Source organism: Paraburkholderia fynbosensis (assembly GCF_902859935.1).
In the GTDB taxonomy this organism is placed as follows: Bacteria; Pseudomonadota; Gammaproteobacteria; order Burkholderiales; family Burkholderiaceae; genus Paraburkholderia; species Paraburkholderia fynbosensis.
Map to the genome: position 1 here is coordinate 39187 of NZ_CADIKI010000015.1, position 25635 is coordinate 64821.

22 protein-coding genes are annotated in these 25635 nt (G+C 64.9%); 13 read left to right on the plus strand and 9 right to left on the minus strand.

Annotation, left to right across the window (positions count from 1 at the left end):
- Window positions 1–104: 104 nt before the first annotated feature.
- The gene (locus tag HV770_RS23535; protein WP_175163477.1) at window positions 105–659 is read left to right on the plus strand and encodes an NADPH-dependent FMN reductase; all 555 of its coding nucleotides are present in this window, start codon (window positions 105–107) and stop codon (window positions 657–659) included.
- A gap of 103 nt (window positions 660–762) precedes the next feature.
- Here the strand turns inward: HV770_RS23535 and HV770_RS23540 are convergent, their stop codons facing one another.
- Window positions 763–1785 (minus strand): hypothetical protein, encoded by a 1023-nt coding sequence (locus tag HV770_RS23540; RefSeq protein ID WP_175163478.1) that lies wholly within the window; start codon window positions 1783–1785, stop codon window positions 763–765.
- Window positions 1786–2010: 225 nt separating this feature from the next.
- A complete protein-coding gene (locus HV770_RS23545; RefSeq protein ID WP_175163480.1) occupies window positions 2011–4305 on the minus strand; it encodes a hybrid sensor histidine kinase/response regulator in 2295 nt (764 codons plus the stop codon).
- Window positions 4306–4992: 687 nt separating this feature from the next.
- On the opposite strand from HV770_RS23545, the gene HV770_RS23550 reads away from it, so the two are divergent.
- From HV770_RS23550 to HV770_RS23585, 8 genes are all read left to right on the plus strand, one after another.
- Entirely contained in the window at window positions 4993–5361 is a 369-nt protein-coding gene (locus HV770_RS23550; protein ID WP_175163482.1) for a response regulator, read from the plus strand.
- Window positions 5354–5977, plus strand: a complete 624-nt coding sequence (locus HV770_RS23555; protein WP_175163484.1) for a chemotaxis protein CheC — start codon at window positions 5354–5356, stop codon at window positions 5975–5977. The genes HV770_RS23550 and HV770_RS23555 overlap by 8 nt, the downstream gene beginning before the upstream one ends.
- The gene (locus tag HV770_RS23560) at window positions 5974–6912 is read left to right on the plus strand and encodes a sensor domain-containing diguanylate cyclase (protein ID WP_175163486.1); all 939 of its coding nucleotides are present in this window, start codon (window positions 5974–5976) and stop codon (window positions 6910–6912) included. Before HV770_RS23555 ends, HV770_RS23560 begins: the two co-directional genes overlap by 4 nt.
- Before the next feature lie 204 nt (window positions 6913–7116).
- Window positions 7117–7965 (plus strand): presqualene diphosphate synthase HpnD, encoded by an 849-nt coding sequence (gene hpnD / locus HV770_RS23565; RefSeq protein ID WP_175163488.1) that lies wholly within the window; start codon window positions 7117–7119, stop codon window positions 7963–7965.
- Window positions 7966–7969: 4 nt separating this feature from the next.
- Window positions 7970–9238: a hydroxysqualene dehydroxylase HpnE gene (hpnE, locus tag HV770_RS23570; RefSeq protein WP_175163505.1), complete on the plus strand. Its 1269-nt coding sequence runs from the start codon at window positions 7970–7972 to the stop codon at window positions 9236–9238.
- On the plus strand, window positions 9235–11286 hold the full coding sequence (gene shc / locus HV770_RS23575) for a squalene--hopene cyclase (RefSeq protein ID WP_175163507.1): 2052 nt from the start codon (window positions 9235–9237) through the stop codon (window positions 11284–11286). The genes hpnE and shc overlap by 4 nt, the downstream gene beginning before the upstream one ends.
- A 3-nt stretch (window positions 11287–11289) precedes the next feature.
- On the plus strand, window positions 11290–12024 hold the full coding sequence (locus HV770_RS23580; RefSeq protein ID WP_175163509.1) for a phosphorylase: 735 nt from the start codon (window positions 11290–11292) through the stop codon (window positions 12022–12024).
- 170 nt (window positions 12025–12194) lie between these two features.
- Window positions 12195–12674, plus strand: a complete 480-nt coding sequence (locus tag HV770_RS23585; RefSeq protein ID WP_175163510.1) for an acyl-CoA thioesterase — start codon at window positions 12195–12197, stop codon at window positions 12672–12674.
- 192 nt (window positions 12675–12866) lie between these two features.
- Here the strand turns inward: HV770_RS23585 and HV770_RS23590 are convergent, their stop codons facing one another.
- Together HV770_RS23590 and hpnN are read right to left on the minus strand one after the other, a co-directional pair.
- On the minus strand, window positions 12867–13871 hold the full coding sequence (locus HV770_RS23590; RefSeq protein WP_175163512.1) for an MlaA family lipoprotein: 1005 nt from the start codon (window positions 13869–13871) through the stop codon (window positions 12867–12869).
- A gap of 2 nt (window positions 13872–13873) precedes the next feature.
- Window positions 13874–16489, minus strand: a complete 2616-nt coding sequence (gene hpnN, locus HV770_RS23595; protein ID WP_175163514.1) for a hopanoid transporter HpnN — start codon at window positions 16487–16489, stop codon at window positions 13874–13876.
- Window positions 16490–16701: 212 nt separating this feature from the next.
- On the opposite strand from hpnN, the gene HV770_RS23600 reads away from it, so the two are divergent.
- Window positions 16702–17304 carry an MlaC/ttg2D family ABC transporter substrate-binding protein gene (locus HV770_RS23600; RefSeq protein ID WP_175163516.1) on the plus strand — a complete coding sequence of 201 codons (603 nt, stop codon included), beginning with the start codon at window positions 16702–16704 and terminating at the stop codon, window positions 17302–17304.
- A gap of 112 nt (window positions 17305–17416) precedes the next feature.
- Here HV770_RS23600 and hpnH read toward each other — a convergent pair whose 3' ends face one another.
- Together hpnH and ispH are read right to left on the minus strand one after the other, a co-directional pair.
- Complete coding sequence (gene hpnH / locus HV770_RS23605; protein WP_175163518.1) at window positions 17417–18568, minus strand: adenosyl-hopene transferase HpnH; 1152 nt, start codon at window positions 18566–18568, stop codon at window positions 17417–17419.
- A 10-nt stretch (window positions 18569–18578) separates the two neighbouring features.
- Window positions 18579–19523 (minus strand): 4-hydroxy-3-methylbut-2-enyl diphosphate reductase, encoded by a 945-nt coding sequence (ispH, locus tag HV770_RS23610; RefSeq protein WP_175163520.1) that lies wholly within the window; start codon window positions 19521–19523, stop codon window positions 18579–18581.
- A 333-nt stretch (window positions 19524–19856) separates the two neighbouring features.
- Between ispH and hpnC the strand changes: the two genes are divergently transcribed.
- Together hpnC and HV770_RS23620 are read left to right on the plus strand one after the other, a co-directional pair.
- Window positions 19857–20723 (plus strand): squalene synthase HpnC, encoded by an 867-nt coding sequence (gene hpnC, locus HV770_RS23615; RefSeq protein WP_175163522.1) that lies wholly within the window; start codon window positions 19857–19859, stop codon window positions 20721–20723.
- Window positions 20723–21895 carry a glycosyltransferase gene (locus HV770_RS23620; protein WP_175163524.1) on the plus strand — a complete coding sequence of 391 codons (1173 nt, stop codon included), beginning with the start codon at window positions 20723–20725 and terminating at the stop codon, window positions 21893–21895. Before hpnC ends, HV770_RS23620 begins: the two co-directional genes overlap by 1 nt.
- 61 nt (window positions 21896–21956) lie before the next feature.
- Here the strand turns inward: HV770_RS23620 and HV770_RS23625 are convergent, their stop codons facing one another.
- Both HV770_RS23625 and hpnA read right to left on the minus strand, forming a co-directional pair.
- Window positions 21957–22553: a hypothetical protein gene (locus HV770_RS23625; RefSeq protein ID WP_175163526.1), complete on the minus strand. Its 597-nt coding sequence runs from the start codon at window positions 22551–22553 to the stop codon at window positions 21957–21959.
- A gap of 140 nt (window positions 22554–22693) precedes the next feature.
- On the minus strand, window positions 22694–23704 hold the full coding sequence (hpnA, locus tag HV770_RS23630; RefSeq protein WP_175163528.1) for a hopanoid-associated sugar epimerase: 1011 nt from the start codon (window positions 23702–23704) through the stop codon (window positions 22694–22696).
- A 172-nt stretch (window positions 23705–23876) separates the two neighbouring features.
- On the opposite strand from hpnA, the gene HV770_RS23635 reads away from it, so the two are divergent.
- Window positions 23877–24170, plus strand: coding sequence for an acylphosphatase (locus HV770_RS23635; RefSeq protein WP_175163530.1), 294 nt, complete (start codon window positions 23877–23879; stop codon window positions 24168–24170).
- An 80-nt stretch (window positions 24171–24250) separates the two neighbouring features.
- Here HV770_RS23635 and egtD read toward each other — a convergent pair whose 3' ends face one another.
- On the minus strand, window positions 24251–25231 hold the full coding sequence (gene egtD / locus HV770_RS23640; RefSeq protein WP_175163532.1) for an L-histidine N(alpha)-methyltransferase: 981 nt from the start codon (window positions 25229–25231) through the stop codon (window positions 24251–24253).
- Window positions 25232–25635 lie beyond the last annotated feature (404 nt).

Sequence of the window (25635 nt, forward strand, 5' to 3'; positions counted from 1 at the left end):
ACAGTCGCGTTCGCAAGCGTCTTCGTCCACAACTGCCCATCTATTGCCTATGATGGACAGTCCGTACCTTTCTGCGCATAAAGCGCCAATCAAGGAAGCGAACCATGGCCCATCACATTGCAGTCGTCGTCGGCAGCCTGCGCCGGGACTCTTTCAACCGGCAACTCGCGCAAGCCGTGATTTCTCTCGCGCCGGCCGATTTCTCCTTCGAGTTCATCGACATCGGCTCGTTGCCGCTCTACAGCCAGGAGTACGACGCCGATTATCCCGAAGCCGGTAAGCAGTTGAAGCAGCGTGTCGAAGCCGCCGACGGGCTACTGTTCGTCACCGCCGAATACAATCGCTCCATCCCCGGCGTGCTGAAGAACGCGCTCGATTGGGGCTCACGTCCGTGGGGCACGAACTCGTGGGGTAACAAGCCCGGCGCGGTGATCGGCACCTCGCTCGGCGCGACCGGCACGGCGCTCGCGCAGCAACATTTGCGCAACGTGCTCGCGTATCTCGACGTCCCGACGTTGGGTCAGCCCGAGGTGTTTATCAAGCACGACGCGGCGGTCATCAACGAAAAAGGCGAGATCCTGAACGACGGCACGCGCAAATTCCTGCAGACTTTCGTCGACCGTTACGTCGCGTGGGTCAAGCAGCACACGGCGGCCTGACAGATTCCCGCGTGGCGAGCGCCAATGGCTCGCCACTTCCGCCACACCAGATCCAACGCGGGCAAGCCGGCTGCCATCGCCAAACCAGCCGCCGCCGCAACGTTCAAATGTGGTGATGCCCGGTCACCCGTTCCCATCCGTGACGCACCGCCAGCTTGAAACGCTCCCAGGTACTGTCCGGAGACGTCGTTTCCCAATGACGCCGGGCTTCCGGCTCGATGTCGTCCCACGGACGGTCCCGAAACCGCGCGTCGCTGCCGATTTCCGCGCCGTAGCGATACGCCGGCACATAGTCTTCGTATCGCGCATTTTCAGACGCGTATTGCTCGTCATAGTGCGTGCGGAAATCTTCTTCGTATTCCAGATATTCGTTCGGCATCTGCCCGCCCAGACCAGCGGTCGGCTGTCCCGCTTCGGAGACAACCTCCGAGGGCTGCATGACCGCGCCTGAGCCCGGCATCGAGCCGGCTGCGATTGCGCTGCGCCCCACGTCGCCGACCAAGGGATCGCGAACCGGCTCATTCACCGGATCGACGGTGGGCCGCTCGCTGAGTGGCGGCGGCGCAAATGGCTCGGCGTCCGTGCTTCCCGGCGGCGCGGTGTACAGGGGATCGGCGGTAGGGGCCGGCCGCGCGCTCGCGTCGGGCGTGGTCGTCGTGGCCGCAGAGGGCGCGCTCGATGTCCGCGGCGTGCCCGGCGTCATGGCGCCAATGCCCAGTTCGTCGAGCACCGAATGCTCGCGTCCGCTTGAAGATTGCGTTTCCCAATCCGGCAGACGTTCGCCGATGTCGGTCGCGCCCAGTCTCGTCAGCGTGCTGCGGGCGAGTTCGGCATGCGACTCGCTCGTGGCGTTGACACACACCAGCACGGCGCCGCGACGCACGGCCTCGGCGTAGCGCGCCGCGTCCGGGGCGCGCGAGCCGGTGGAGAACAGGCTCGACAGGAAGCGCTCGATATTGGCGAGCACGCCGGCGCCGGCGACTTCGTCGGTTGCCGAACCGACCGACGGTTCTGGGTTCGCCTGCAACTCGATGGCTTCGCGTGCGAAACCGGTCTGCACGAGCGTGTCGCGAGCGCTTTCCGCTTGCATGTAGGTGTCGAATAAACCAATCACGGTATGTTGCATGGCAGTCTCCCGACGTATTTAGCGGAGGGCGGCGCTGGAGCAAGCCGCCCGCTTCTTGTGTCTGCCCGCAACGATCATGCCGGGACCAGCCCAGTGCTCCCGGCTACCCTAAGTGCCTGCCCGCGTCCATCGGCGCGGGGTTCGTGCGTAAGGCGCGGCGGGACATCGCCACGCTTTTTACAACTGTCGGTAAATGACGCGCAGGGCCGCTCAGGCGACTCGCCTCTATTGCTGCGCTGGGTGCTCCGCCGGGTCGGAGCCCGCTTGCGCCAGATCGCGCTGGATCGTCTCGAGCAGCTTTTCCAGCAAGCCGATATCGAAGGGCTTGGACAACACCCGCGCGTCCACACGCCGCGCCCGGTCGAGTTCCTCCGCGTAACCAGTGACGAGGATCACCGGCAGTTTGGTGTCGAAGGCCAGAACCGCCTCGGCCAGATCGATGCCGTTCAGCTTGCCGGGCATATGAATGTCCGACAGCACGAGATCGAACGGTAGCGGCTCGCCGGTGCGCGCGCGCCGCGCATGCGCATCGTCGAACAGACGCAGCGCCGTGTCGGCGTTGAAGACGCACGTGACCTGGTGGCCCATCATCTGCAGCAGCGCTTCAGTGCCGGCGGCCACTTCCTCGTTGTCCTCCACCAGCAGGATGCGCAAACCTTGCGGAGCACTGCTCTCCACGGCGCCCGCTTGCGCCGGCATCGTGATCTCGGCTTCGGCCGCGGCGCGCGGCAAATAGAGGCGCACCGACGTGCCAGCGCCGACCGCGCTGTCGATCGCCGCGAGGCCGCCCGAGCTCTCGCAGAACGCGAAAACCTGTGGCAAGCCGAGGCCGGTACCCATGCCCTTCGGCTTGGTCGTGAAAAGCGGTTCGAACGCGCGGGCGAGCACATCGGGCGCCATGCCGACGCCGGTATCTTCGAGCGAGAGTTGCACGAAGTCACCGGTCAGCGGAAAACCGTCCTCGTGACGGAACACGATGTTGGCGGCCCGCACGGTGAAGCGCCCACCATTGGGCATGGCGTCGCGCGCGTTCACCGCAATGTTGATCAGCGCCAGCTCGAGCTCCGCGACGTCGACGCGCGTCGGCCAGGTCTCGGCGCCGGGATCGATCACGAGCGACACCTTCGCGCCGAGCGACGCGCGCAGCAACTCGCGGCACGTCGGCAGCCATTGTTCGAGCAATAACGTCTCGGTGCGCAGCGGCTGCTTGCGCGCGACGCCGAGCAATTGCCGGGTCAGCGACTGGCCGCTCTTGAGCGCCCGCTCCATCGCCGACAATTCGCGCTCGAGGCCGCCCACGCCGCGCCGCCGCACGATCTGCACGTTGGACGAGAGGATCATCAGCAGGTTGTTGAAGTCGTGCGCGACGCTGCCGACCAGCGTGCCGAGCGCCTCCATTTTGCGCGACTGGCGATACGCGGATTCGATCGAGCGGCGCATCGACGCTTCGGCCTGCCAGCGCTCCCACGCTTCCTCCTCCGCGCCGAGGCGCCGCAGCGACAGCCAGATCACGCACCACAGCGCGATCGACGGCGTGAACATCGACAGGATCAGGACGCTCAGGTGCCGGTACCACGCGGCCCAGATCGCCGACGTGCGGTAACCGCACAGCACGTACACCGGATACGCGCCGACATGCCGGAACGCGAGGATCAGCGTGTCGCCGTCGACGTTCGAGCGCATGCGCACGACGCCTGCCCGCCGCCCTTGCGCAACGGCTTCGGCGAACGGCGAATTGGACGCCATGGCCGCGGCTTCGCGCGGCGTGCGCGGAAAATGTGCGAGCACCGCGCCGTCGGTGCGCACGAGAGTCATGATCATCGGTGTGCTGTTGCTGCCCCCGAGCAGTTCGCGGTAGAACGCATCGAAGTAGCTCGGCCGCAGCGCCACCGAGACCACGCCGGCGAACGAACCGTCGGCGGCGCGCCGCTCCACGCCCATGTTGAACACCTGTTCGCCGGCAACGTGCCCCGTCATCACCTTCGACACCTGCTCGCGCGCGTTGCCGTCGCGAATGCCGACGAAGTCGTCGCGCATGCCGATCGACAGCACCGGCGACGGATAGTAACGGCTGCTCGCGAGCAGCGCCCCTTCGCCCCCGAAGATCGACACGGCGGCCACCTGCGGGTAGCCGCCGCCCATCGTGCGGAGCTTCTCGTGAATCTCGGCTTCGCGGGCGCGGATGCCGTCGTCGTCGAGACCTTCAGTCAGATCGATGATGCGCGCGTCGAGCGTCTCGTTCATGTCGAACACTTTCAGCGCGTGCTCTTCGGCGACGCGCACCGTGCGCAGCGTCATGTCGGTGGCGTCGGCCTCGCGCGTGCGCAGATCGCTGAGCGCCATCGCGGCGACGTACACGCACGGCAGCAGGATCGCCGCGACCAGCAGCGCGATCAACGTGATGCGGCGCACTTGGAAATTCTGCTCCGGCACGGCGGGGAACGATGCGTCCTCCCGTGGTTTCGCGGAATGAGGGGAAAGGCGGCCTGCGCGAGGTGGGTCGAACGGGTCTGGTGTCATTTTTCGATCATGCCAAAGTCGTTCGGGTCCAAGGAGCCTGCACCGTCGGCTTCATCGCAGAAGCACAGACATAGCGCGGCACCAGACGTTACCGGTGAAGAGCGGCGCTGCCGGGGTTTGCACCTATTTGTCTGCTGGTTAAACAGCGACGAATCCAGAAGCGCAAACGTATCAAAAAGTATAAATATAAAATAAACCGGCATCATCCTATATAAACATTTTTATAAAAAGCACCAGCGAAGAATATCTCATTACGGTATGCGATTTTGGTGAGTTGCCTTTACGCGAATTTGCTCCGAAAATCCCCTCACGATAAACATTCGTCTGCCATGTTCGGACGTATAGGCCGTGAGGGCACCCAGTCCATGCATACCATGCAGGGATCAAGGCGTTCGCGGCGCCGCGCGCGGCCAAGGAAAGCAGCCTGATCCATCGAGCCGCACAGATTGATCTACGGGGTAGGCTCGAACATGCCGGTCATTGCCGTCGTCCACGGTGCGCACTCGCATTCATGCAGGCGAACCGGATTCTCCAAACGCGCGTCGCCGCGCACGCTCTCCGCTCGCTCGCAACCTGCGTTTTCGCGGGCTTCATCGCACTTTGCCGTAGGTCGACAGACCTCGCGCTAAAGAAACCGCCTCTACGCGCCGTTATGCGTAAGAGATCTTTTCGCTTTTCGACCCGCCCATGCCCTTGCCCATTGTGATCGCCGACGATTCGTTGCTTGCCCGTAAGGTGCTCACCAAGGCATTGCCGTCGGACTGGGATGTCGACGTGTCCTACGCATCGAACGGGCGCGAGGCGCTCGGTCTGTATCGCGAGGGCAAGGCGTCGGTGATGTTCCTCGACCTGACGATGCCGGACATGACCGGCTACCAGGTGCTGGAAGCGTTGCAGCATGAGGATCTGAACACCTTCGTGATCGTCGTCTCCGCCGATGTTCAACCGATGGCCCAGGCGCGCGTGCGGGCGCTCGGCGCCGCCGCGTTCATCGCCAAGCCCGTGACGCCCGAGGCGGTACTGCCCATCCTCAAGGAGTACGGGTTGTATGTCTGAGCCAGTCCTCACCGAAGATCAGCGCGACGCGCTGCAGGAGGTCGCCAATCTGGCGATGGGCCAGGCCGCGACGCGGCTCGCGCGACTGCTCGATTCGTTCATCGAATTGTCCGTGCCGCGCGTGCGAATGGTGGCGCTCAGCGAGGCGGCCGAGGCGCTGCGCGAGATGACCGGGATCGACGACACGGTGAGCGCGGTGCGCCAGGGCTTTCGCTCCGACATCAAGGGCGAGGCGCTGGTGATCTGCCGCAGCGACAGCATCGCGCAGCTGTGCTCGCTCGTCAGCGATCCGTATGCGCGTTCGAGCTACGAGGCGGTGAGCCAGAAAGAACTGATGCTCGACGTCGCCAACGTGCTGACGGGCGCATGCGTGTCGTCGATTCTCGACCAGCTCGGCCGCACGCCGGTGTTTTCCGCGCCAGGGGTGCTCGGCGAAACGATGACGCTCGACGAGGTCTTTCAGCCCAGCGTGCTGCAGTGGCGGGTCGCGCTGCTCGTCGAAGTGAATTTCGCGCTGGAGGATCACAGCTTCCGCGCGCACCTGGTCATGTTGATGGCCGAAGAATCGATTCGCCACATGAACGGAGCGCTCGACGCGCTATTGTCCAGCCTATGAATGTAACCGTGGATTCGTTGAGCGACCTGGTGGTCGAACGTGTCGGCTTTGGCATCTTCGTGCTCGACCGCGAGATGAACGTGCTCATGTGGAACCGCTTCATGCAGGACCACAGTGGTCTGTCGCCGGAACAGGTGGTCGGCAAGTCGTTGTTCACGCACTTTCCGGAGCTGCCGCGCGTGTGGTTGTCGCGCAAGATCGAAAGCGTGTTTCAGCTCGGCAGTTTTGCATTCAGTTCGTGGGAGCAGCGGCCGTATCTGTTCCGGTTCGACCATGACCGCCCGATCACCGGCGGGGTCGATTTCATGCAGCAGGACTGCACGTTCATGCCGCTCACGCGCGATCGCGAAGTGGTCGCCGTGTGCGTGACGATCTCGGACGTCACGCACGTGAGCATCGTGCAGCGCGAGCGGGAAGAGGCGGTCGCCAAGTTGCAGGAGTACGCGGACCGTGACGGGCTGACGGGCATCGCCAATCGCCGTTTCTTCGAAGCGCGTCTGCTCGATGAATTCACGCGCTGGCAGCGCTATGGCGGCGACATGTCGATGCTGCTGTTCGATCTCGATCACTTCAAGAAGATCAACGATCAGTTCGGCCACGGCGTCGGCGATACGGTGTTGCGCGTGATGGCGCAGCGCGTCGCCGAGGTGGTGCGGGCGCAGGACACCTTCGGGCGTTTCGGCGGCGAGGAGTTTGCCTTGCTGCTGCCTTGCACGCCGCTCGACGACGCGATGCGCGTCGCGGACAAGATCCGCTCGGTGATCGCCGACACGCCGGTCGAAGTGCTGGGCACGAGCGTGCCGGTGACCGCGAGCGTCGGCGGCGCGGCGGCGCGCCAGGGCGTGCCGGCGTACGACGTGCTGATCAACGAGGCCGATGCGGCGTTGTATAGCGCGAAGCGGCAAGGACGCAACCGCTCGGTCGCGTTCGGCTGACGGCGCCTCCCGGCCGCGCCATCCTTCCCGCCCTTAATTCGCCGGCAAAACTGCGGCCTATCGCAAACGTTGTTATACTTTTCGCCGTTTCCGGCATCCCGGCCGGCTGTTTCGCGCGTGTCCGCGCGCGCGGGCTACTGCCCTGCGGGTAAGCATTAAACCTCTTTGATCGCCTTTCAGCGGGCGCCTCCTGCGGAGATCGTCTTGGCTGTTTCCAATCTTGTCGTGGACGATACAGAAATCGACGCCGCTGCCGCCACGTCCGGCAGCTCGTTCTATCTCGCCATGCGCATCCTGCCGGCTGCGCAGCGCGATGCGATGTATCAGGTCTACGCCTTCTGCCGCGCTGTCGACGATATCGCCGACAGCGACATGCCGCGCGCCGAACGCGCCGCCGCGCTCGCAGACTGGCGCGCCGACATCGACGCATGCTACGCAGGCGCGCCGCGCGCATCGCTGCGCGCGCTGACGCGGCACATTCACACGTTTCACCTGCAGCGCGAAGATTTTCACGCGATGATCGACGGCATGGCGATGGACGCGGCCGCCGACATCTGCGCCCCCGACGAAGCCACGCTCGATGTCTACTGCGATCGCGTCGCCAGCGCGGCGGGCCGTTTATCGGTGAGAATATTCGGGATGCAGGAAGAGGCCGGCCGTTTGCTCGCGCACCATCTGGGCCGGGCGCTGCAACTGACCAACATCCTGCGCGATATCGACGAAGACGCCGGTATCAACCGCTGCTACCTGCCGCATGAACTGCTGGCGCGCGAAGGTATCGCAGTGACGAACCCCATGCAGATCGCGGACGATCCGTCGCTGCCGCGCGTGTGCGCCACGCTCGCCGAGCGCGCGCAGCAACACTTCGCCGCGTCCGACGCCATCATGGATCGCGAGCCGCGCAATCAGGTGAAGGCGCCGCGCATCATGTCGGGCGTCTATCGCCTGCTGCTCGAACGCACGCTGGAACGGGGCTTCGACATTCCGCGTACGAAGGTCAGCAAGCCGAAGCTGCGCATGCTGTGGATCGTCGCGCGTTACGCGCTCTCCTGAACTGATGCCGAAGCTCGTACATGTGGTCGGTGCGGGCCTCGCGGGCCTCGCCGCCGCAGTGCAGTTGCAGCGGCGCGGTGCGCAAGTCGTGCTGCATGAAGCGGCGCCCCAGGCAGGCGGCCGCTGCCGTTCGTACTACGACGCGCGGCTGGGCACGACCATCGACAGTGGCAATCACGTCGTGCTCTCAGGCAATACCGCGACGCTCAACTATCTGCGGGCGATCGGTGCCGCCGACGAACTGGTCGGCCCGTCGCAAGCCGAGTTTCCGTTCATGGATCTCGCCACGCGGGCGCGCTGGACCGTGCGTCTGTCGCCGGGACACGTGCCCTGGTGGATCTTCGACCCGAACGCGCGCGTGCCGAACACCGGTCCGGGCGACTATCTCTCGCTCGTGCCGCTGCTGTTCGCGAAACCGGGCCGCAACCTCGCGCAGACCATGCGCTGCAACGGCCCGCTGTGGGACCGTCTGCTGAGACCGCTGTTTCATGCGATGCTGAATCTGGAGCCGCGCGATGCATCGGCGGAACTGACCGGCGCCATGGTGCGCGAGACCGTGCTGGCCGGCGGCCTCGCATGCCGGCCGCTGATCGCGCGCAACGGTTTGGGCAGCGCGTTCGTCGATCCCGCGTTGCGTTTGCTGCAGCATGGCGGCGCGACTATCAAGCTGGGCTCGCGGCTGACGGACATTGTCTTGAGCGCCAACGGTGCTCGCGTGCAGGCGTTGAATTTCGCCGACGAAAGCGTCGCGCTCGAAGCGAACCACGCGGTGATCCTTGCCCTGCCACCGGAGGTCGCGCCGGGCGTCGTGCCGGGTCTGCGCGCGCCGACCCGTTTCGCGGCGGCCGTCAACGTGCATTTCGCGATCGAGCCGCCGTTCGGTTTGCCGCCGATCACCACGCTGCTCAACGCGACGGCCGCATGGCTGTTCGCGTTCGACGGGCGCCTGTCGGTCACGCTCAACGAGGCCGAGCGGCTGCTCGACATGCCGCACGAAGCGCTCGCGAGCACCGTCTGGGCCGACGTGGCGCGGGCTGTCGATCTGCCCGCCACGCCGCTGCCGGCCTGGCAGGTCGTGATGGAAAAACGCGCGACATTTGCCGCGCTGCCGGACCAGGAAACGCTGCGTCCGGGCACGCGCACTCGCTGGAACAACCTGACGCTCGCGGGCGACTGGACGGCCACCGGCCTGCCCGCAACGATTGAAGGCGCGATCCGCTCCGGCCAGAAGGCTGCGGATACGTTGCTGAACGAACCGATGGAACGCCGATGAACGATTTATCTCAAGCCCAGCCGCTGGACGACGTCCTGCCCGAACTCGCCGACCCGGCGCTGAATCGGCCGAATGTGCTGGCTGTTGACACGCAAGCGAACGACGCGCCGTTGGCATCGAGCGCATCGCTCGACGCGGCGATTACGCGCGCGACCGATGCGATCCTCGCCGCGCAACGGCCGGACGGCCACTGGGTGTACGAACTCGAAGCCGACGCGACGATCCCCGCTGAATACGTGCTGCTGGTTCACTATCTCGGCGAAACGCCGAACCTCGAACTCGAGCAGAAGATCGCGCGCTATCTGCGCCGCATCCAGTTGCCCAATGGCGGCTGGCCGCTGTTCACCGACGGCGCGCTCGACATTAGCGCGAGCGTGAAGGCGTACTTCGCGCTGAAGATGATCGGCGACCCGGCCGACGCCGAACACATGGTCCGCGCGCGCGGAGCAATTCTCGCGCACGGCGGCGCGGAAAACGTCAACGTCTTCACGCGGATTCTGCTCGCGCTGTTCGGCGTGGTGTCGTGGCGCGCGGTGCCGATGATGCCCGTCGAGATCATGCTGTTGCCGATGTGGTTCCCGTTCCATCTGTCGAAGGTGTCGTATTGGGCACGTACGGTCATCGTGCCGCTGCTGGTGCTCAACGCGAAGCGCCCGCTCGCGCGCAATCCGCGCAAGGTGCGCATCGACGAGGTGTTCCGCGGCGCGCCGGTCAACACGGGCATGAACGACCGGGCGCCGCATCAGCATGCCGGCTGGTTCGGCTTTTTCCGCGGTGTGGACACGCTGCTGCGCACGGTCGACGGCCTGTTCCCGAAGGCCACCCGCGAGCGCGCGGTGCGCGCGGCGGTGGCCTTTGTCGACGAACGGCTGAACGGCGAAGACGGCCTCGGTGCGATTTTCCCCGCGATGGCGAACTCGGTGATGATGTACGACGTGCTGGGCTACCCGGCCGATCATCCGAATCGCGCAATCGCTCGTCAGTCGATCGAGAAGCTGCTCGTTATCAAGGATGACGAAGCATATTGCCAGCCGTGTCTGTCGCCTGTGTGGGACACGTCGCTCGTCGCCCACGCGTTGCTGGAAACCGGCGAAGCGCATGCCGAGCAGGCGGCCGAACGCGGGCTCGCATGGCTGCGTCCTTTGCAGATTCTCGACGTGCGCGGCGACTGGATCTCGCGCCGCCCGAACGTGCGGCCTGGCGGCTGGGCGTTCCAGTACAACAATGCGCACTACCCGGATGTCGACGATACGGCGGTGGTCGTGATGGCGATGCAGCGCTCGGCGGCAATCACGCAATCCACGGCCGATCGCCAGGCCATTGCGCGCGCACGCGAGTGGGTGGTCGGCATGCAGAGCAGCGACGGCGGCTGGGGCGCGTTCGAGCCGGAGAACACTCAGTACTACCTGAACAACATTCCGTTCTCCGATCACGGCGCATTGCTCGATCCGCCGACTGCGGACGTGTCCGGCCGGTGTCTGTCGATGCTCGCGCAACTCGGTGAATTGCCGCAGAACAGCGAGCCGGCGCAACGCGCGTTCGCTTACATGTTGCAGGAGCAGGAGTCTGACGGCAGCTGGTACGGCCGTTGGGGCCTCAACTACATCTACGGCACGTGGACCGCGCTGTGTTCGCTGAACGCCGCCGGCATGTCGCACGACGATCCGCGCATCAAACGCGCGGCGCAGTGGCTGCTGTCGATCCAGAATCCGGACGGCGGCTGGGGCGAGGGCGGCGAAAGCTACAAGCTCGACTATCGCGGCTATGAGCGCGCGCCGAGCACGGCATCGCAGACCGCGTGGGCGCTGATGGGCCTGATGGCGGCGGGCGAGGTCAATCACGAAGCGGTCGCGCGTGGCGTCGATTATTTGCAGCGCGAACAGCGCGAGCATGGCCTGTGGGACGAAACGCGCTTCACCGCGACGGGCTTTCCGCGCGTGTTCTATTTGCGCTACCACGGCTATCGCAAGTTCTTCCCGCTGTGGGCGTTGGCGCGGTTCCGTCATCTGAAGCGCAACGGGCTCACGCGCGTCGCGGTCGGGATGTAACGGATGCCGCTTTCGACAACACCGTCAGCCGGTGCCGAACCCAGCAGCTTGCCAGTGATCGTGGTGACGGGCATGGCGTTCGAAGCGCGGATCGCGCGCGGCGAGGGCGTCGAAGTGGTCTACGCGGCTCGCGCCGATCTGCTCGAGCGCGCGCTGACCGCTACGGTCGCGCGCGGCTCTTCGGGCATCGTCAGTTTCGGGACGGCGGGTGGGCTGGCGCCGGACCTGGAACCGGGCTCGCTGATCGTCGCGAACGCGGTCGAGGGACCGTTTGGGCGGCACGAAACCGACCAGCAATGGGCGGACAGGCTCGCCGCCGCGATGATGGCAGGGCCGCTCGCGGGGCGTTTGCAGCGTGGTCTGATGGCAGCGGTCGCCGCGCCGTTGGTATCGGCTGACGACAAACGCACGCTGCATCGCGCGACCGGTGCGTTGGCGGTGGATATGGAATCGCACATCGCAGGCGCGATGGCCGCTGCGCACGGGGTGCCGTTTGCCGTGTGTCGCGCGATCGTCGATCCGGCTTGGCGCACGCTGCCTTCCGCCGCGACGGCCGGTCTGCGAGATGACGGCAGCACGGCGCTCGGGCCGATTCTGCGGGAACTGTTGCGGCAGCCGTCGCAGCTCGCCGGCCTGATTCAGGTTGCCGTCGACGCCCGCGCCGCGCGGATTTCGCTGGTGCAGGCGCGCCGAGCCATCGGCGAGGCTGGGGCGTTGCGGATCGCCGCTGTCGTTTGAAGACGGTGCCACGCCGTGCGGTGCCGTGCTCCGAAGGGGCCTGGCCGGCAATTAACTCAGCAGCTATTGAAACGCTAGGGGAAAACCCTTATCTTGGTACAATGTCAGTATTAACCCTAGGTAGTCGCTATCCGGCGTCGAACCTGGGTGCCTTACGCACGGAGTGCCAGATGAATTTCCATACCAGAAAGTGGGTCAAGCCCGAAGACCTGAACCCCAACGGGACGTTATTCGGCGGCAGCCTGCTGCGCTGGATCGACGAAGAAGCAGCCATCTACGCGATCACGCAGCTCGATAATCAGCGGGTTGTGACCAAGTTCATGTCCGAGATCAATTTCGTCAGTTCCGCGCGTCAGGGCGACATCATCGAACTCGGCATGACCGCCACGCATTTCGGCCGCACGTCGATCACGCTTCGTTGCGAAGTGCGCAACAAGATCACGCGCAAGAGCATTCTGACCGTCGAGAAGATGGTGTTCGTCAATCTGGACGAGAAGGGCGAGCCCGCGCCTCATGGACGCACGCAGATCCGTTACGCTGAAGAGGCGTTTGCCAGCTATCGCGAAAGTGCGCGGCAGGTGCCGCAAGTCCCGGTTGCCGTTGAAGACGAGCGGGTGGCGGCGCGCGTTGAGGCGGACAGCCTGCATTGAGACAGAGTTGACCCGCTCCGGTGTGGACGAGAGTCGCGGCCGGGGCCGCTGCGCCGCACACCGAGGTGATGCGGCATTCCTGTTCGCTGGTGTGGCCAGTTTCTAGCTAGTTTTTACGGGACGCCCGTTCTGGGCGTCCCGCAGCGCGTTTGTACATTCCCGGCGCTTTTCCCACCTCTCATCTTTCCCGCGCTATTGCGCGACCGGGGCCGCGGCCGGCTGTTTGTCGTCGGGCGGGCTGGATTGAGGCGAGGGCGCCGGTGTGGCGGACGCAGGCGCCGGGGCCGTCGCGGGCGCGGCCGGCTCTGCGCCCGCTGCGCCGCTGGCCGGCGTGTCGCCCGGATCGGTGTAGTTGGGCACGCCTGCCGGTGCGCCCGTGGCCGCCCCGGAGGCCGCATTCGGGGCGCCGGCTGCGTCACCCGGGTCGGCGTAGTTCGGCAAGGCTACCGGTGCACCGGCAGCGGGCGCTGCCGCGCCCGAGTCGCCCTGGTCGTCGTAGTTGGGCAGCGGCGTAGCGTTGCCGCCTGAACCGCGCAGTCGCGCGCGGCGCTGCTGCGTGTACGCGTCGCGCACGAACGAGTATTTGTCGAGCGCGGCTTGCTGCAGCAGATCGGTTGCGCCCAGCAGATCGGAGCGCACGCTCACGAACTGCAGCACGTACAGCGGATTGCGCACGGCCGGTTCCATGTAGTTCAGCGGATTGAACTTCACATCGACGATGAGGCCCATGCTGTCACGCACGGTGCTCGGCCCGAACAGCGGCAAAACCAGATACGGACCCGATGGAATGCCCCAGTGCCCGAGCGTCAAGCCGAAGTCCTGATGGTGCTTGGGCAGACCGGCGGGCGTTGCCCAGTCGAGCAGGCCGCCGATACCAAAGACCGAGTTGAACGCGAAGCGCATGATGTCTTCCGTCGCGTCGGTGAACTTCAATTGCAGCAGTGCGTTGGCGGCATTGGTCAGATCGCCGAGGTTCGAGAAGAAGTTGCTGACCGCCGTGCGCAACGGCTGCGGCGTCACCTTCTGATAACCCTTCGCGACGGGCACGGCGACATAGCGGTCGACCCCGTCGTTGAAATTGAACACGACCCGATTCATCGGTTCGAACGGGTCGCCGGGCTTGCGGTCGGGCCCGGTCGCACAACCGGAGATCAGACCCGTAGCGGCGAGCGCCAGCGCGGTGTTACGCAGCATCATGCTTATATTCCTTTTTGCTTCGCGCGACGTTGGCGCGGCTTGCCCATGAGCACAGGTTGAAACACCACGGCACCGATCAGCGTGCAGAACAGCGACAGCGCCAGCAGCCGTCCCATGCTGGACGTTCCCGGGTGGTGCGACAGCCAGAGGCTACCAAACGCGGTCGCCGTTGTCGCCGCGCTGAACAGCACTGCGTGCGTGAGGCTCGACTGCAGCAGGCCGGTCTGGCCGTTGCGCCACGCCATCACGAAGTAGATCTTGAAAGCGACCCCGACGCCAAGCATCAGCGGCAGCGCGATGATATTCGCAAAGTTCAGCGGCATGCCGAACACCACGCACAGCTCGAGCGTGACGAGCGCGGAGACCAGCAGCGGCACGAGCGTGCGCAGCACGTCGCCGATCCGCCGCAGCGCGATCCACAGCAGAATGGCAATCGACAGCAGCGCATAGCCGGCCGCTTGCAGGAACGCCTTGATGATCGTGTCGGCCGAGTGCAGGATCGAAATCGGGCCGCCGATCGCGCCCGGCTCCGCCTTCTTCACCGCGTGGGCGAAGCGGGCGAGCATCGCGTCGTCGCCGGGATCGGTGCCGGGTTTGACCTTCGGCGCGATGTCGACGAGGGCGCGGCCGTCCTTCGACACCCACGTAGCGGAGATGGCCTTGGGAAGGTTCTCGCGGGTGATTTCGGTCGGCTGCAGCAGGTTTTCCAATTGCTTTAACGCGATGCGCAGCGTCTGCGACATCGCAGTTTCGGCGCGCTCGCGTGTGGCGGCGTCGGCGGCGGCGAGTTTTTGCAGCGTGGCCGACAAATGCTGGGCTTCGGCGGCGCCCGGGCCGGGGTGATCCTCGGCGGCGAGCGAGAGCTGGTTCGCCGCGCGCTTGAGCGCGGCGACACGGACCTCATCGGTGGCCTGCTGCGCGGGTTGCTGCTGCAGCGCGGGCAGTAGTTGCTGCGCGGCGCTCGCGATCAGCATCATCTTCTGCTGCTGCTCGGTCGGGACGAATGTGTTCAGCGTAGTGACGCGGCCCACTTCCGGCAACGCTCGCAAACGCTCGGCCATGCGCTCTGCCTCGCCGAGCGACGGCGCCAGCGCATGCACGTTGTTGACCGAGGCTTCCGGCGAATCCTTCAGCGACAGCAGCGTCGCCATCGATTCCGTATGCGGGTCCTTCAGGTGCAGCGGGTTGAAGTCGAAGCGTAAATGCGTGAGCAGCGGCGACGCGCCGATCACGACGATCAGCGTGCCGATCAGCACCGGGCGGCGGTGATGGTCGAGGAAGTCGTCGACGGGCGCGAGTTGCTTGAAACCCGGCGAGGCGGTTTCCCCCGGTGGATTGAAGACTTTCAGCAGGGCCGGCAGCAGCGTCATGTTGGTGAAATACGCGACGAACATGCCGACGCCGGCAATCTGCCCCAGTTCCGACACGCCGCGATACGCGGTCGGCAGGAACGAGAAGAAGCTGAGCGCGACCGCCACCGCCGCGAGCGTCAGCGGCACGCCGATGCGGTGCGCGGTGTGCATCAGCGCGGCGGACAGCCGGTTGTCGCGGTTGCGCTCCTCGCGGTACTTGACGCCGAACTGCACGCCGAAATCGACCCCGAGGCCGATGAACAGCACCATGAAGGCGACCGAAATCATGTTGAGTGCGCCGACCATCAGCAGGCCGAGCGCGGCAGTGATGGCGAGTCCGACGAAAAGCGTGATGAACACGGCGGCGATCATGCGGCCCGAGCGCAGTGCGAGCCACAGAATCACCAGCACGACGATGAACGTGCCGATGCCGTTGAGCACCGCACCGTCCTGGACCGACGCGAACTCTTCGTCGGCGAGCGGCTGTTCGCCGGTCAGCCGGACCGTCGCGCCGTAGCGCGCGTCGAGGTGCAGCGATGCGGCCGTGTCGCGGATCGCTTTCGATGCGCTCGCCCCCGGTTGCAGCGCGTCATAGTTGACGACCGGTTGCACGATCACGAACGCGCGGGCCGGATCGGTGGCGGCGCTTTTGTCGACCAGCGCGCGCCACGAGAATGCCGCGGGCTTGCCGGCCAGCACGAGATCGAGCGTGTTCGCGCTTTGCGATAGCAGGTGGCTCATGTCGGCGAGCTTCACCTGACCGAGTTGGAGCGGCAGCAGCAGGCTCGTGGTGAGCGTGCCGGCGAGACCGGTCAGGCTCGGATCGTGGGCGAGGGCATTCACGAGCGGGCGCGACTGGACGAGCTGCGAGGTGGTGGACATCACCTCGTCGGTGGACGGGAACAGCAGGCCGTTGTGTTCGAAGAACGGGCCGCCGGCGGGCTGCGAAACGGCGACGAATTCCTTCGTATCGGCTTTGAGCGCGGCTGTCAGCGCGTTGGCGGCGGCGTCGGCGAATTCCGGCGCACGCGCTTCGACCACCACGAGCACGGTGTCGCCGCGATTGGGGAAGGCCTGGCTCAGCGCGTTTTCGAGCGCCGTCCATTGCTTGTCGGTTTCGATCAGACGGCTGATGTCCGTGTTGATCTTGAAGTTATGCACAACATAGAAGCTGCTCAGAACGGCGAGCACGAGCGACAGTGCGATGATCCTGTACGGATGGCGCACCGAAGAGGCGACGAGACGGACAATAGATGACTTCAGCATGTAGGCGAACGTAGCCTTATCACGGATGTTGTTTTTAACGAAAGTGCACAAGTATACAGAGCCAGAGCGCTTTAACCCGACTTCGGTAGCAAGTACGGCTCCCGCAAGGGCTTTCAGGGGCGGGAACGCATTGTCGGTATACTGGTCTATCCTGCTTTGGCCTTGGGCTCGCAGGCCCAAGGCGCTTACTTTTCTCAGGTCCTGACGAACGTATGAAACGTTATCTGTCTGCTTTTCTGGCGGCGGCCGTGGTGTCCACGGCGGCCTACGCGCAAACTGCGCCCGATGCGATCGTAAAAAGTGCCGTCGAAGGCACGGTTGCCGCGATGAAGGCCGACCCCCAGGCACGCGGCGGCGACATGGCGAAGATCACCGGTCTGGTCCAGACGCGCTTCGTGCCGGCCACCGACTTCCAGCGCACCACGCGGATCGCGGTCGGCAAGGCATGGGCGACCGCCACCCCTGAACAGCAGAAGCAGTTGTACGAGCAGTTTACGCTGCTGCTAGTGCGCACTTATGCCGCGTCGCTTTCGCAACTGCGCGACCAGGACGTGAAGTTCAAATTCCAGCCGGTGAACGTGCCGGCCGGCGCGACGGACGTCGTCGTGCAGTCGCACGTCATCAGCAACGGCGGCGATGATGCGATCGACTACCGGCTGACCAAGGGCCCGTCCGGCTGGAAGATTTACGACATCAACATGATGGGCGCGTGGCTGATCCAGGTGTACCAGACTCAGTTCGCCGATCAGATCGCCAAAGGCGGGATCGACGGGCTGATCAAGTTCCTGACCGCGCATAACGCGCGCGGCGCCTGACGCCCAACTGATACAAGGCCGCAAAAGAAAAAAAAAGCGCGGTGGCCGACTGGCCACCGCGCTTTTTTGTCGGGCACAATCCGGGACGGCGCGAGGCCGCCTCATTGACTCATCAGTGCGCGGTTGCCGTCTGCACCTTCTTGCCCTTGCCGCTGCGCTGAATCTCGTCGAGCTTGATCTCGACGTGACGCGAGAACACGTATTCAGCCGGGCGCTGCTTGCCCAAAGGAATGTCCGTCGTGAAAGCGCCCGTGGTCTTCGGACCACGCAGGCTCACCCTCAACGCCTTCAGCGGATGCGCAACCGTATCCATCACGGCGGTCGCTTCGAAGCCGCAGTGCACCATGCAGTCGGCGCACTTTTCGTAGTTGCCCGTGCCGTATTTTTCCCACTCCGTGGTTTCCATCAGCTCCTTGAAGGTCTTCACATAACCTTCGCCGACCAGATAGCACGGCTTTTGCCAGCCGAACACGGTACGCGCCGGGTTGCCCCACGGCGTGCATTGATACGTCTGATTGCCGGCCAGGAAGTCGAGGAACATGCCCGACTGGCTGAACGACCAGTTCTTGCCGTTGTTGCCGCGCTTGAAAATTTCGCGGAACAGATGCTTGGTCTTGTCGCGGTTCAGGAAGTGCTGCTGGTCCGGCGCGCGTTCGTACGCATAACCCGGCGAAACTGTGATGCCGTCCACGCCCATCGGACCGAGCGTGTCGAAGAACGCGGCGACGCGTTCCGGCACCGCGTCGTTGAACAGCGTGCAGTTGATGTTCACGCGAAAGCCCCGGCGCTTCGCTTCGCGAATCGCGGCCACCGCCTTTTCGTACACGCCTTCCTGCGACACCGAGTGATCGTGTGCTTCCTTGTCGCCGTCGAGGTGAACGGACCAGACGAAATACGGATTCGGCTCGTAGTCGTCCATCTTCTTTTCCATCAGCAGTGCGTTCGTGCACAGGTACACGAACTTCTTGCGCGCGATGATGCCCTTCACGATCTGCGGCATTTCCTTGTGCAGCAGCGGCTCGCCCCCGGCGATCGACACCACGGGCGCGCCGCATTCGTCGACGGCGCCGAGGCACTCTTCCAGCGACAGACGCTGGTTCAGGATGGGGTCCGGATAATCGATCTTGCCGCAGCCGTTGCAGGCGAGGTTGCAGCGGAACAGCGGCTCCAGCATCAGGGCAAGCGGGTAGCGTTTGTTGCCGGAGAAGTGCTGACGCATGATGTATGCGCCGACCCGGACTTTCTGAAGCATCGGAATAGACAAAATGTCCTCCTTAAACTCCGCGTGCGGCCAAGGGTTGCATCAGCTTCGCTGGCAACTTGAACTCGACCGTTTCTTCACGGCCCGCCATCGTCGTGACATCGACGGGGCCCAATGCGCTCAGCGCATCGATGACGTTCTTGACCATCTCTTCCGGCGCCGATGCACCGGCCGTGATGCCGACGGTCTGCACGTTGGCAAACCATTCCGGCTTCACTTCCGAACCGTCGGCGACGAGGTAGCTCGCCACGCCGCTTTCGCTGCCGATCTCGCGCAGCCGGTTCGAGTTGGAACTGTTGGTCGCGCCCACCACCAGCAGCACGTCGACCTGCTTGCTCAACTCGCGCACCGCTGCCTGGCGGTTTTGCGTCGCGTAGCAGATATCGCGCGTATCGGGGCCGACGATGTTGGTGAACCGGCGCAGCAGCGCGTCGATGATGCCGCGCGTGTCGTCCACCGACAGCGTGGTCTGCGTGACATACGCGAGCGGCGTGTCGAGCGGCAGGTCCAGATGCGCGACCTCGGCCTCGCTCTGCACCAGCAGCACCTTGCCGGGGATCTGACCGATCGTGCCTTCCACTTCGGGATGCCCCGCGTGGCCGATCAGGATCAGCGTGCGCCCGGCGCCGACATATTGACGGCCTTGCACATGTACTTTGGTGACGAGCGGGCAAGTGGCGTCGAGCACGTCGAGACCGCGCGCCTCTGCATCCCGTTCGACGGTTTGGGCAACGCCGTGCGCGCTGAAAATCGCCACGGCGCCTTGTGGCACTTCATCGAGCTCCTCGACGAAGCGTGCGCCTTTCTGGCGCAGATTGTCGACCACGTGACGATTGTGGACGATCTCGTGACGGACATACACGGGCGCGCCGTGTTGCTGTAACGCGCGATCGACGATTTCGATTGCGCGAACAACACCCGCACAAAAGCCGCGGGGCTGAGCAAGGATGACTCGCATAGGTTGGCGAACTCCGACTGACGCGGGTCCCGAAGAAGTCGGTAACTCTGACTTTATCGCCGCGACCATCTAATTAGTTGACGTCTTGAGCCCCGGCGACGGGCCGGTACAGCAAAACCAAACGCGCATTCTAACGCTATCGGGCCAGCTTTGCTTTTGGCGCGCCCTTGTGTGGGGCGCCTGCCGCAGCCACGGCCTGCCTTGCGGGGCCGCGCGGATCGTGCATGCGGTAATGATTGCACGCTGCACCGGTTGGGCGGAACCCTTAAACTACAAGGTTCCTGCGGAGCGCATCAGCGAGCCGCATTACAGAATGGTTTCGAGGCTCGCTGGATGGACGTCGATCAGTACGAAAATTTTCCGGTCCCGAGCGTGCTGCTGCCAAAGGCGCTGCGCGCGCCAGTCGATATTATCTATCAGGTTGTCCGAACCGCAGCCGATGTTGCCGATGAAGGCGACTGGAGCGCCGTCGAGCGGCATGCCCGTCTCGCCGATCTCCGGGCGGGCCTCGACGCGGTGGCGCAGCGGCGTGCGGCGCCGGTTCATCCGCTGCTGTTCGGCAAACTCGCTGGCGTGGTGGCTCAATACAAACTGCCGCTCGCGCCGTTTTACGAGTTGCTCGACGCCTGTGCGCAGGACATCGGCACCCGCCGTTACGGCGACCGTGCCGCGCTGCTCGACTATTGCCGCCGTTCGGCGAACCCGCTCGGGCACCTGATGCTGCATCTGGCGGACGCGGCCACGCCGGACAATCTCGCCGACGCCGACGCAATCTGCACGGCGTCGCAATTGATCAGCTTCTGGCTGGACGTCGCCGCCGACTGGAAAAGAGACCGCGTGTATCTGCCGCTCGCGGATCTGCGGCGCTTTGGCGTGACCGAGGCGCAGATCGCCAACGGCATCGTCGACAACGCCTGGCAGGCGCTGATGGCGCACGAAGTGTCATTCGTGCGGGACATGCTGGTGCGCAGCGCGCCGCTCGCGTTGCGGATTCCGGGGCGGCTCGGCATCGAGTTGTGCGTCGCCGTGCATGGCGGGCTGCGCTTTCTCGAGCGAATCGAGAAGGCGGGCTACGACGTGTTTCGCGAGCGTCCGGTGCTTGGCACATTTGACTGGTGCGTGGTCGCGCTGCGCGCCGTGGTGATGCGGCTGTCGCGGCGCGTTGGCGTACAGGCGCAATCAATCGAGGGTAAAGCTTAATGGCGGCGGTTCTGTTTGTTCTTTCGTGTGTTTCCCTGCTGATCTGGGGCGTGCTGCTGCTCGGGCGCGGCGGCTTCTGGCGGGCGCGTCCCGCCGCGCCGCTGACTGTCGCGCCGCGCGCGACGTGGCCCGCGGTAGCCGCCGTGGTGCCGGCCCGCAATGAAGTCGACGTGATCGCCGAGGCGGTCACGACGCTGCTGCAGCAAGACTATGCCGGCGCCTTTCACGTGATCGTCGTCGACGACCACAGCACCGACGGTACCGCCGAGGCCGCGCGCGCGGCCGCGCTGCACCTGCAGTGCCCGGACCGGCTAACGGTGTTGAGCGCGAAGCCGTTGCCGCCGGGCTGGTCCGGCAAGGTATGGGCACAGTCGCAGGGTATCGAGGCGGTGCGCACGCTCGGCCTGCCCGCCGATTTCCTGCTGCTCACCGACGCCGACATCGGCCATCCCACGGACGCGGTCAAGCAGCTCGTCGCCCGCGCGGACGTAGAAAAGCGCGATCTGGTCTCGCTGATGGTGCGTCTGCGCTGCGATTCGTTCTGGGAGAAGGCGCTGATCCCGGCCTTCGTGTTCTTCTTCGCGAAGCTATACCCGTTCGCGTGGGTCAACAACCCGCGCAATCGCACCGCGGCGGCGGCGGGCGGCTGCATGCTGGTGCGACGCAGCGCGCTCGAAGAGGCCGGCGGCATCGAGTCGATTCGCGCCGAACTGATCGACGATTGCAGCCTGGCCGCGCGCATCAAACACCGTGGCGCGGGACGTCATCCGATCCGTCTGGATGTGGCGGCGCGTAGCGTGTCGCTGCGTCCGTACGATAGCTGGCGCGAGATCTGGAACATGATCGCACGTACCGCCTTCACCCAGTTGCATTACTCGCCGCTGCTGCTGGCCGGCACGCTGGCCGGCATGACGATCATCTATCTGATGCCGCCCGTCGCCGCGCTGGTGCTCGGTCCGTTGGGCTGGCCCGCGTGGCTCGCATGGGCGGCCATGTGCTGCGCGTATGCGCCGATGCTGCGCTACTATCGCCGCTCGCCGTTGTGGGCGCCGTTTCTGCCGCTGGTAGCGCTGTTTTATGTCGGCGCGACGTTTGCGTCGGCGGTGCGTTACTGGCGCGGCAAGGGCGGTCAGTGGAAGGCGCGCGTTCAGGCGCCGGTGCAGGAGCGTTGACGCGGCGCGGTCGAATCGAGTTGACGAAAAAAAGCGGCGCTACGGCGCCGCTTTTTTTATTTCACTGAGTCAGCAGCATGTAGAGCTGAATCACCACGTCCGGTGAAAACTGGAACGGCACCCAGCCGTGACCGGTATGGCGCATCACCAGCAGGCGGTCGCCGTTCGACTGCTTCTGCACGGCCATGACCGGGTTCTTCGTCGAGACGAATTGCCAGCCCGGCGGGATGCCCGGCGGCTGCTCGAGCGTCATCGACGCGCGCGCGTTCGACAATTCCTCGATCAGTCGGCCGATCTGATCCGGGCGTAGCGCAACCATCTGGTTGCCGATCTTCATCGTGATCTCGTCCTGCGACGGGCGATCGATTTCCAGCGTCGGCTGGAGTTGCACGGCCGGCTGTTCCGCCGGCGGCTCGCCGGCCGGTTCGGGCGCGGGCTCGCCGGCGACCGGCGCATTGTCCTCGACGGGGGCGGGCGCGGCCGTCTCAGACGCAATCGTCTGCGACGTGGATGCGGGCGCGACGTCCTCCGCAGGCGCGCGCAGCGCTGCGTTCTGTGCGGATGTCTCGGGGATGTTTTCGGGCTGCTGGGCCACGACAGCCTGAATGAGCTGATCGACGCCCATCTCCAGCGCGCCGAGCTGTTCGTGAAGATTCATGCGAGGTTTCTCTGGTAAGACCCGCGATTTTACCTGCTGCGCGTAGGCTTTGACCTGTCACGGACACGGGACTTGTAACAAAATGCTTACGGCCGCCGGATCATCCGGCGCGGCGCGAGGGCCGAGCTTGATGCGGCGGGTCACCGCTTCAGGTAGCCGGCCTCGCGGAACCATTCGAGCGCGTCGCGCAAACCTTCGCGATATGGCCGCGCGCGATAGCCGAGTTCGCGTTCCGCCTTCGCCGAGGCGAAATACATCTTGTTCTTCGACATCTTCAGGCCATCGACGGTGACGAACGGTTCGCGTTTCGTGATCTTCGCGACCGCTTCCGCGCCCATCGCGAGCGGATAGAGCGGCCAGCGCGGCAAACTGAGTGTCGGTGCCTTGCGGCCGGTCAGGGCGGCGATGTCCGCGAGCATCTGCTGAAGGGGCAGATTTTCGCCGCCGAGAATATAGCGCTCGCCGATCTTGCCGCGTTCGAGCGCGAGAAAGTGGCCGGCCGCGACGTCGTCCACGTGCACGAGGTTCAGGCCGGTATCGACGAACGCGGGAATCTTGCCGAGCGCCGCCTCGACGATGATGCGACCGGTCGGTGTCGGCTTGACGTCGCGCGGGCCGATCGGCGTGGAAGGATTGACGATCACCGCCGGCAGCCCGTCCTCGGCGATCATCCGCTCCACCGCGCGCTCGGCCAGCACCTTGCTGCGCTTGTACACGCCGATTGCCTGGTCGGCTTTGAGCGGCGAGGTTTCGTCGGCGGACTGGCCCGAACTCGTCACCTCGAGCGTCGCCACGCTGCTCGTGTAGACGATGCGTTCGACGCCTTCCTTCAGCGCCGCGCGCATGGTCGCCTCGGTGCCTTCGAGGTTCGAGCGCTCGATCTCGCTCGGGTCGGGCGCCCACAGCCGATAGTCGGCCGCCACATGCAGCAGATAGCGCACGCCGCGCAGCGCGCTGCGCATCGACGCTTCGTCGCGCATGTCGCCGACGACGATTTCCGCATCCAGCGCCTCGACGTTCTGGCGCGAACTGGTGGCGCGCACCAGCACGCGCACCTTGAAGCCCTTCTGTTGCGCGATGCGCGCCACCGACGAGCCGACGAAGCCGGAAGCGCCGGTCACGAGCACGAGGTCGCGATTCTGTTCGGTCATTCTGTTTCCATTTCCTGCATGACAGTCGACGGATTGTACGTGGCGCGCACGCGGTGTGGCGCGCCGCGTGCCTCGAACGGCACCGAAGAGTCCGTCGAACTGCATGAGATCGAGCAGCCTCGCCGCGACGCGACTAGAATGCCGGCTTGAAAGATTGTGAGGAGAAGACGGCATGGCCCCGGATCTCGATCAGCGGATCGAAACGTATCACGTGCACGTACGCGGCTTGGTGCAGGGCGTCGGCTTTCGCCACGCGACAGTGCGGCAGGCGCACGCGCTCGGCATCAAGGGATGGGTCGCGAACCTCGACGACGGCTCCGTCGAAGCGATGCTGCAGGGTTCGGCCAATCAGGTCGACCGGATGCTGTCGTGGCTGCGTCACGGGCCGCCGGCGGCGCGCGTGACGGAAGTGAGCGGCGAAGAGCGCTCGACGGAAAAGCGCTACGAGCGTTTCGAGCAGCACTGAGCGCAGCAGCGAAAAAAAGGCGGCGTGCCATCGTGTTGATGGCGCGCCGCCTTTTTCGTTTGTGTCGAGACCGTCAGCGTTTATTGCGCCACCAGCAGGCTCTCCGCAAAGCCCCATTCGTCCTCGATCCACTGATGACTGCACACGAAGCCTGCACCGTCGGCAATCGCGGGCATCTCCTCCGCGCGATATTTGTGACTGCTCTCGGTCCAGATCGTTTCGCCTTGTTTGAGGGACACCGTCAACTGCGCCGCGCCGATGCGCGCCGTGATATCGCGCTTCGCCCGCAGATGCATCTCGATGCTGCGCGCGTCGGGATTGAAGCGCGCGACGTGCTCGAACGCGTCGAGCGGCAAGTCGCCATCGAGTTCGCGGTTGATGCGCGCGAGCAGATTCAGATTGAACGACGCGGTCACGCCGATCGAATCGTCGTAGGCGGCCACCAGCACCGGCGTCGGCTTGATTAAATCCGTGCCGAGCAGCAATGCGTCGCCGGGCGCGAGCATGTTGCGGATTTCACGCAGAAAGCGCGTCGCCGCGAGTCTGCCGAAATTGCCGATGGTACTGCCGAGAAACAGAACGAGTAACCGCTCGTCCGGTGCGCGCTGCTTGCTCACTTCGGCGAGACCGGCCAGATAGTCACGCTCATAGCCGACGATCGAAATCCGCTCGATGTCGCCGAGTTCGCGTCTGCAAAGCTGCAACGCACTGCGCGAAATTTCAATCGGGCAGTAAGAAGTGGGGCGCTTTTTACACAGTGCTTCAAGAATGCGCCGCGTTTTCCGGCCGCTGCCGCTGCCGAGTTCGGCGACGGTCACGTCATGCGGCAGATGCTCGACGATGTCCGCAGCGTGCTCTGCGAGCAGCCTTTCCTCGGCGCGCGTCACGCCATATTCGGGCAATACGGTGATCACTTCAAAGAGCGCGGAGCCCACTTCGTCGTACAGATATTTCGACGGCAGCTCTTTCTGCGGCGTGTGGGCGAGTCCCGCGCGCACGTCGGCGGCGAAGGCAGAGCGTAGGTCGGGCGAGGCGTCGAGCGATAGGGCTGGCTGGGTCATGCTGGCTCCAGTAGTCATATTCGATGAGCGGGATTGCTGGCCGGGCGGCGCATGCGCGGTGAAACGACGCGAGCGCTGCATGCCGTGAGAGAGAAGGGCGGGCGGGTCTTTGCAGACCGCCTTTGCCGTTCGGGCTCGTTGATGCTGCGTGTGCTGTTGCGAACAGCGTGCAAGGCTTCGTAGCAAGATTCGCGCTTGAGTCGCTCGCGCGACTAGGATAGCGCGGTCGATGAGACAGCGCGGCTTCGCCCGCCGCGCATGAAGCTTATGTTCTAGTGCATCGACGCGCGATGCGCACGAACTAATTGCAGACGGTGGCCGGAAAAGCGCAAGCCCGTGGAATCAATAACCCGTCTAGAATGCCGGCTTGCGCCGTTCTTCGAATACAAAAAACGCAGGGCTTG

Excerpts from the sequence above, each read along its gene's own strand:
- hpnA (WP_175163528.1), bottom strand. The coding sequence starts at position 23,704 with ATGACCGAACAGAATCGCGACCTCGTGCTCGTGACCGGCGCTTCCGGC.
- egtD (WP_175163532.1), bottom strand. The coding sequence starts at position 25,231 with ATGACCCAGCCAGCCCTATCGCTCGACGCCTCGCCCGACCTACGCTCT.
- HV770_RS23635 (WP_175163530.1), top strand. The coding sequence starts at position 23,877 with ATGGCCCCGGATCTCGATCAGCGGATCGAAACGTATCACGTGCACGTA.
- HV770_RS23555 (WP_175163484.1), top strand. The coding sequence starts at position 5,354 with ATGTCTGAGCCAGTCCTCACCGAAGATCAGCGCGACGCGCTGCAGGAG.
- hpnE (WP_175163505.1), top strand. The coding sequence starts at position 7,970 with ATGCCGAAGCTCGTACATGTGGTCGGTGCGGGCCTCGCGGGCCTCGCC.
- HV770_RS23560 (WP_175163486.1), top strand. The coding sequence starts at position 5,974 with ATGAATGTAACCGTGGATTCGTTGAGCGACCTGGTGGTCGAACGTGTC.
- hpnN (WP_175163514.1), bottom strand. The coding sequence starts at position 16,489 with ATGCTGAAGTCATCTATTGTCCGTCTCGTCGCCTCTTCGGTGCGCCAT.
- shc (WP_175163507.1), top strand. The coding sequence starts at position 9,235 with ATGAACGATTTATCTCAAGCCCAGCCGCTGGACGACGTCCTGCCCGAA.
- ispH (WP_175163520.1), bottom strand. The coding sequence starts at position 19,523 with ATGCGAGTCATCCTTGCTCAGCCCCGCGGCTTTTGTGCGGGTGTTGTT.
- HV770_RS23580 (WP_175163509.1), top strand. The coding sequence starts at position 11,290 with ATGCCGCTTTCGACAACACCGTCAGCCGGTGCCGAACCCAGCAGCTTG.
- HV770_RS23540 (WP_175163478.1), bottom strand. The coding sequence starts at position 1,785 with ATGCAACATACCGTGATTGGTTTATTCGACACCTACATGCAAGCGGAA.
- HV770_RS23620 (WP_175163524.1), top strand. The coding sequence starts at position 20,723 with ATGGCGGCGGTTCTGTTTGTTCTTTCGTGTGTTTCCCTGCTGATCTGG.
- HV770_RS23545 (WP_175163480.1), bottom strand. The coding sequence starts at position 4,305 with ATGACACCAGACCCGTTCGACCCACCTCGCGCAGGCCGCCTTTCCCCT.
- HV770_RS23600 (WP_175163516.1), top strand. The coding sequence starts at position 16,702 with ATGAAACGTTATCTGTCTGCTTTTCTGGCGGCGGCCGTGGTGTCCACG.
- HV770_RS23590 (WP_175163512.1), bottom strand. The coding sequence starts at position 13,871 with ATGATGCTGCGTAACACCGCGCTGGCGCTCGCCGCTACGGGTCTGATC.
- HV770_RS23535 (WP_175163477.1), top strand. The coding sequence starts at position 105 with ATGGCCCATCACATTGCAGTCGTCGTCGGCAGCCTGCGCCGGGACTCT.
- HV770_RS23550 (WP_175163482.1), top strand. The coding sequence starts at position 4,993 with ATGCCCTTGCCCATTGTGATCGCCGACGATTCGTTGCTTGCCCGTAAG.
- HV770_RS23625 (WP_175163526.1), bottom strand. The coding sequence starts at position 22,553 with ATGAATCTTCACGAACAGCTCGGCGCGCTGGAGATGGGCGTCGATCAG.
- hpnC (WP_175163522.1), top strand. The coding sequence starts at position 19,857 with ATGGACGTCGATCAGTACGAAAATTTTCCGGTCCCGAGCGTGCTGCTG.
- HV770_RS23585 (WP_175163510.1), top strand. The coding sequence starts at position 12,195 with ATGAATTTCCATACCAGAAAGTGGGTCAAGCCCGAAGACCTGAACCCC.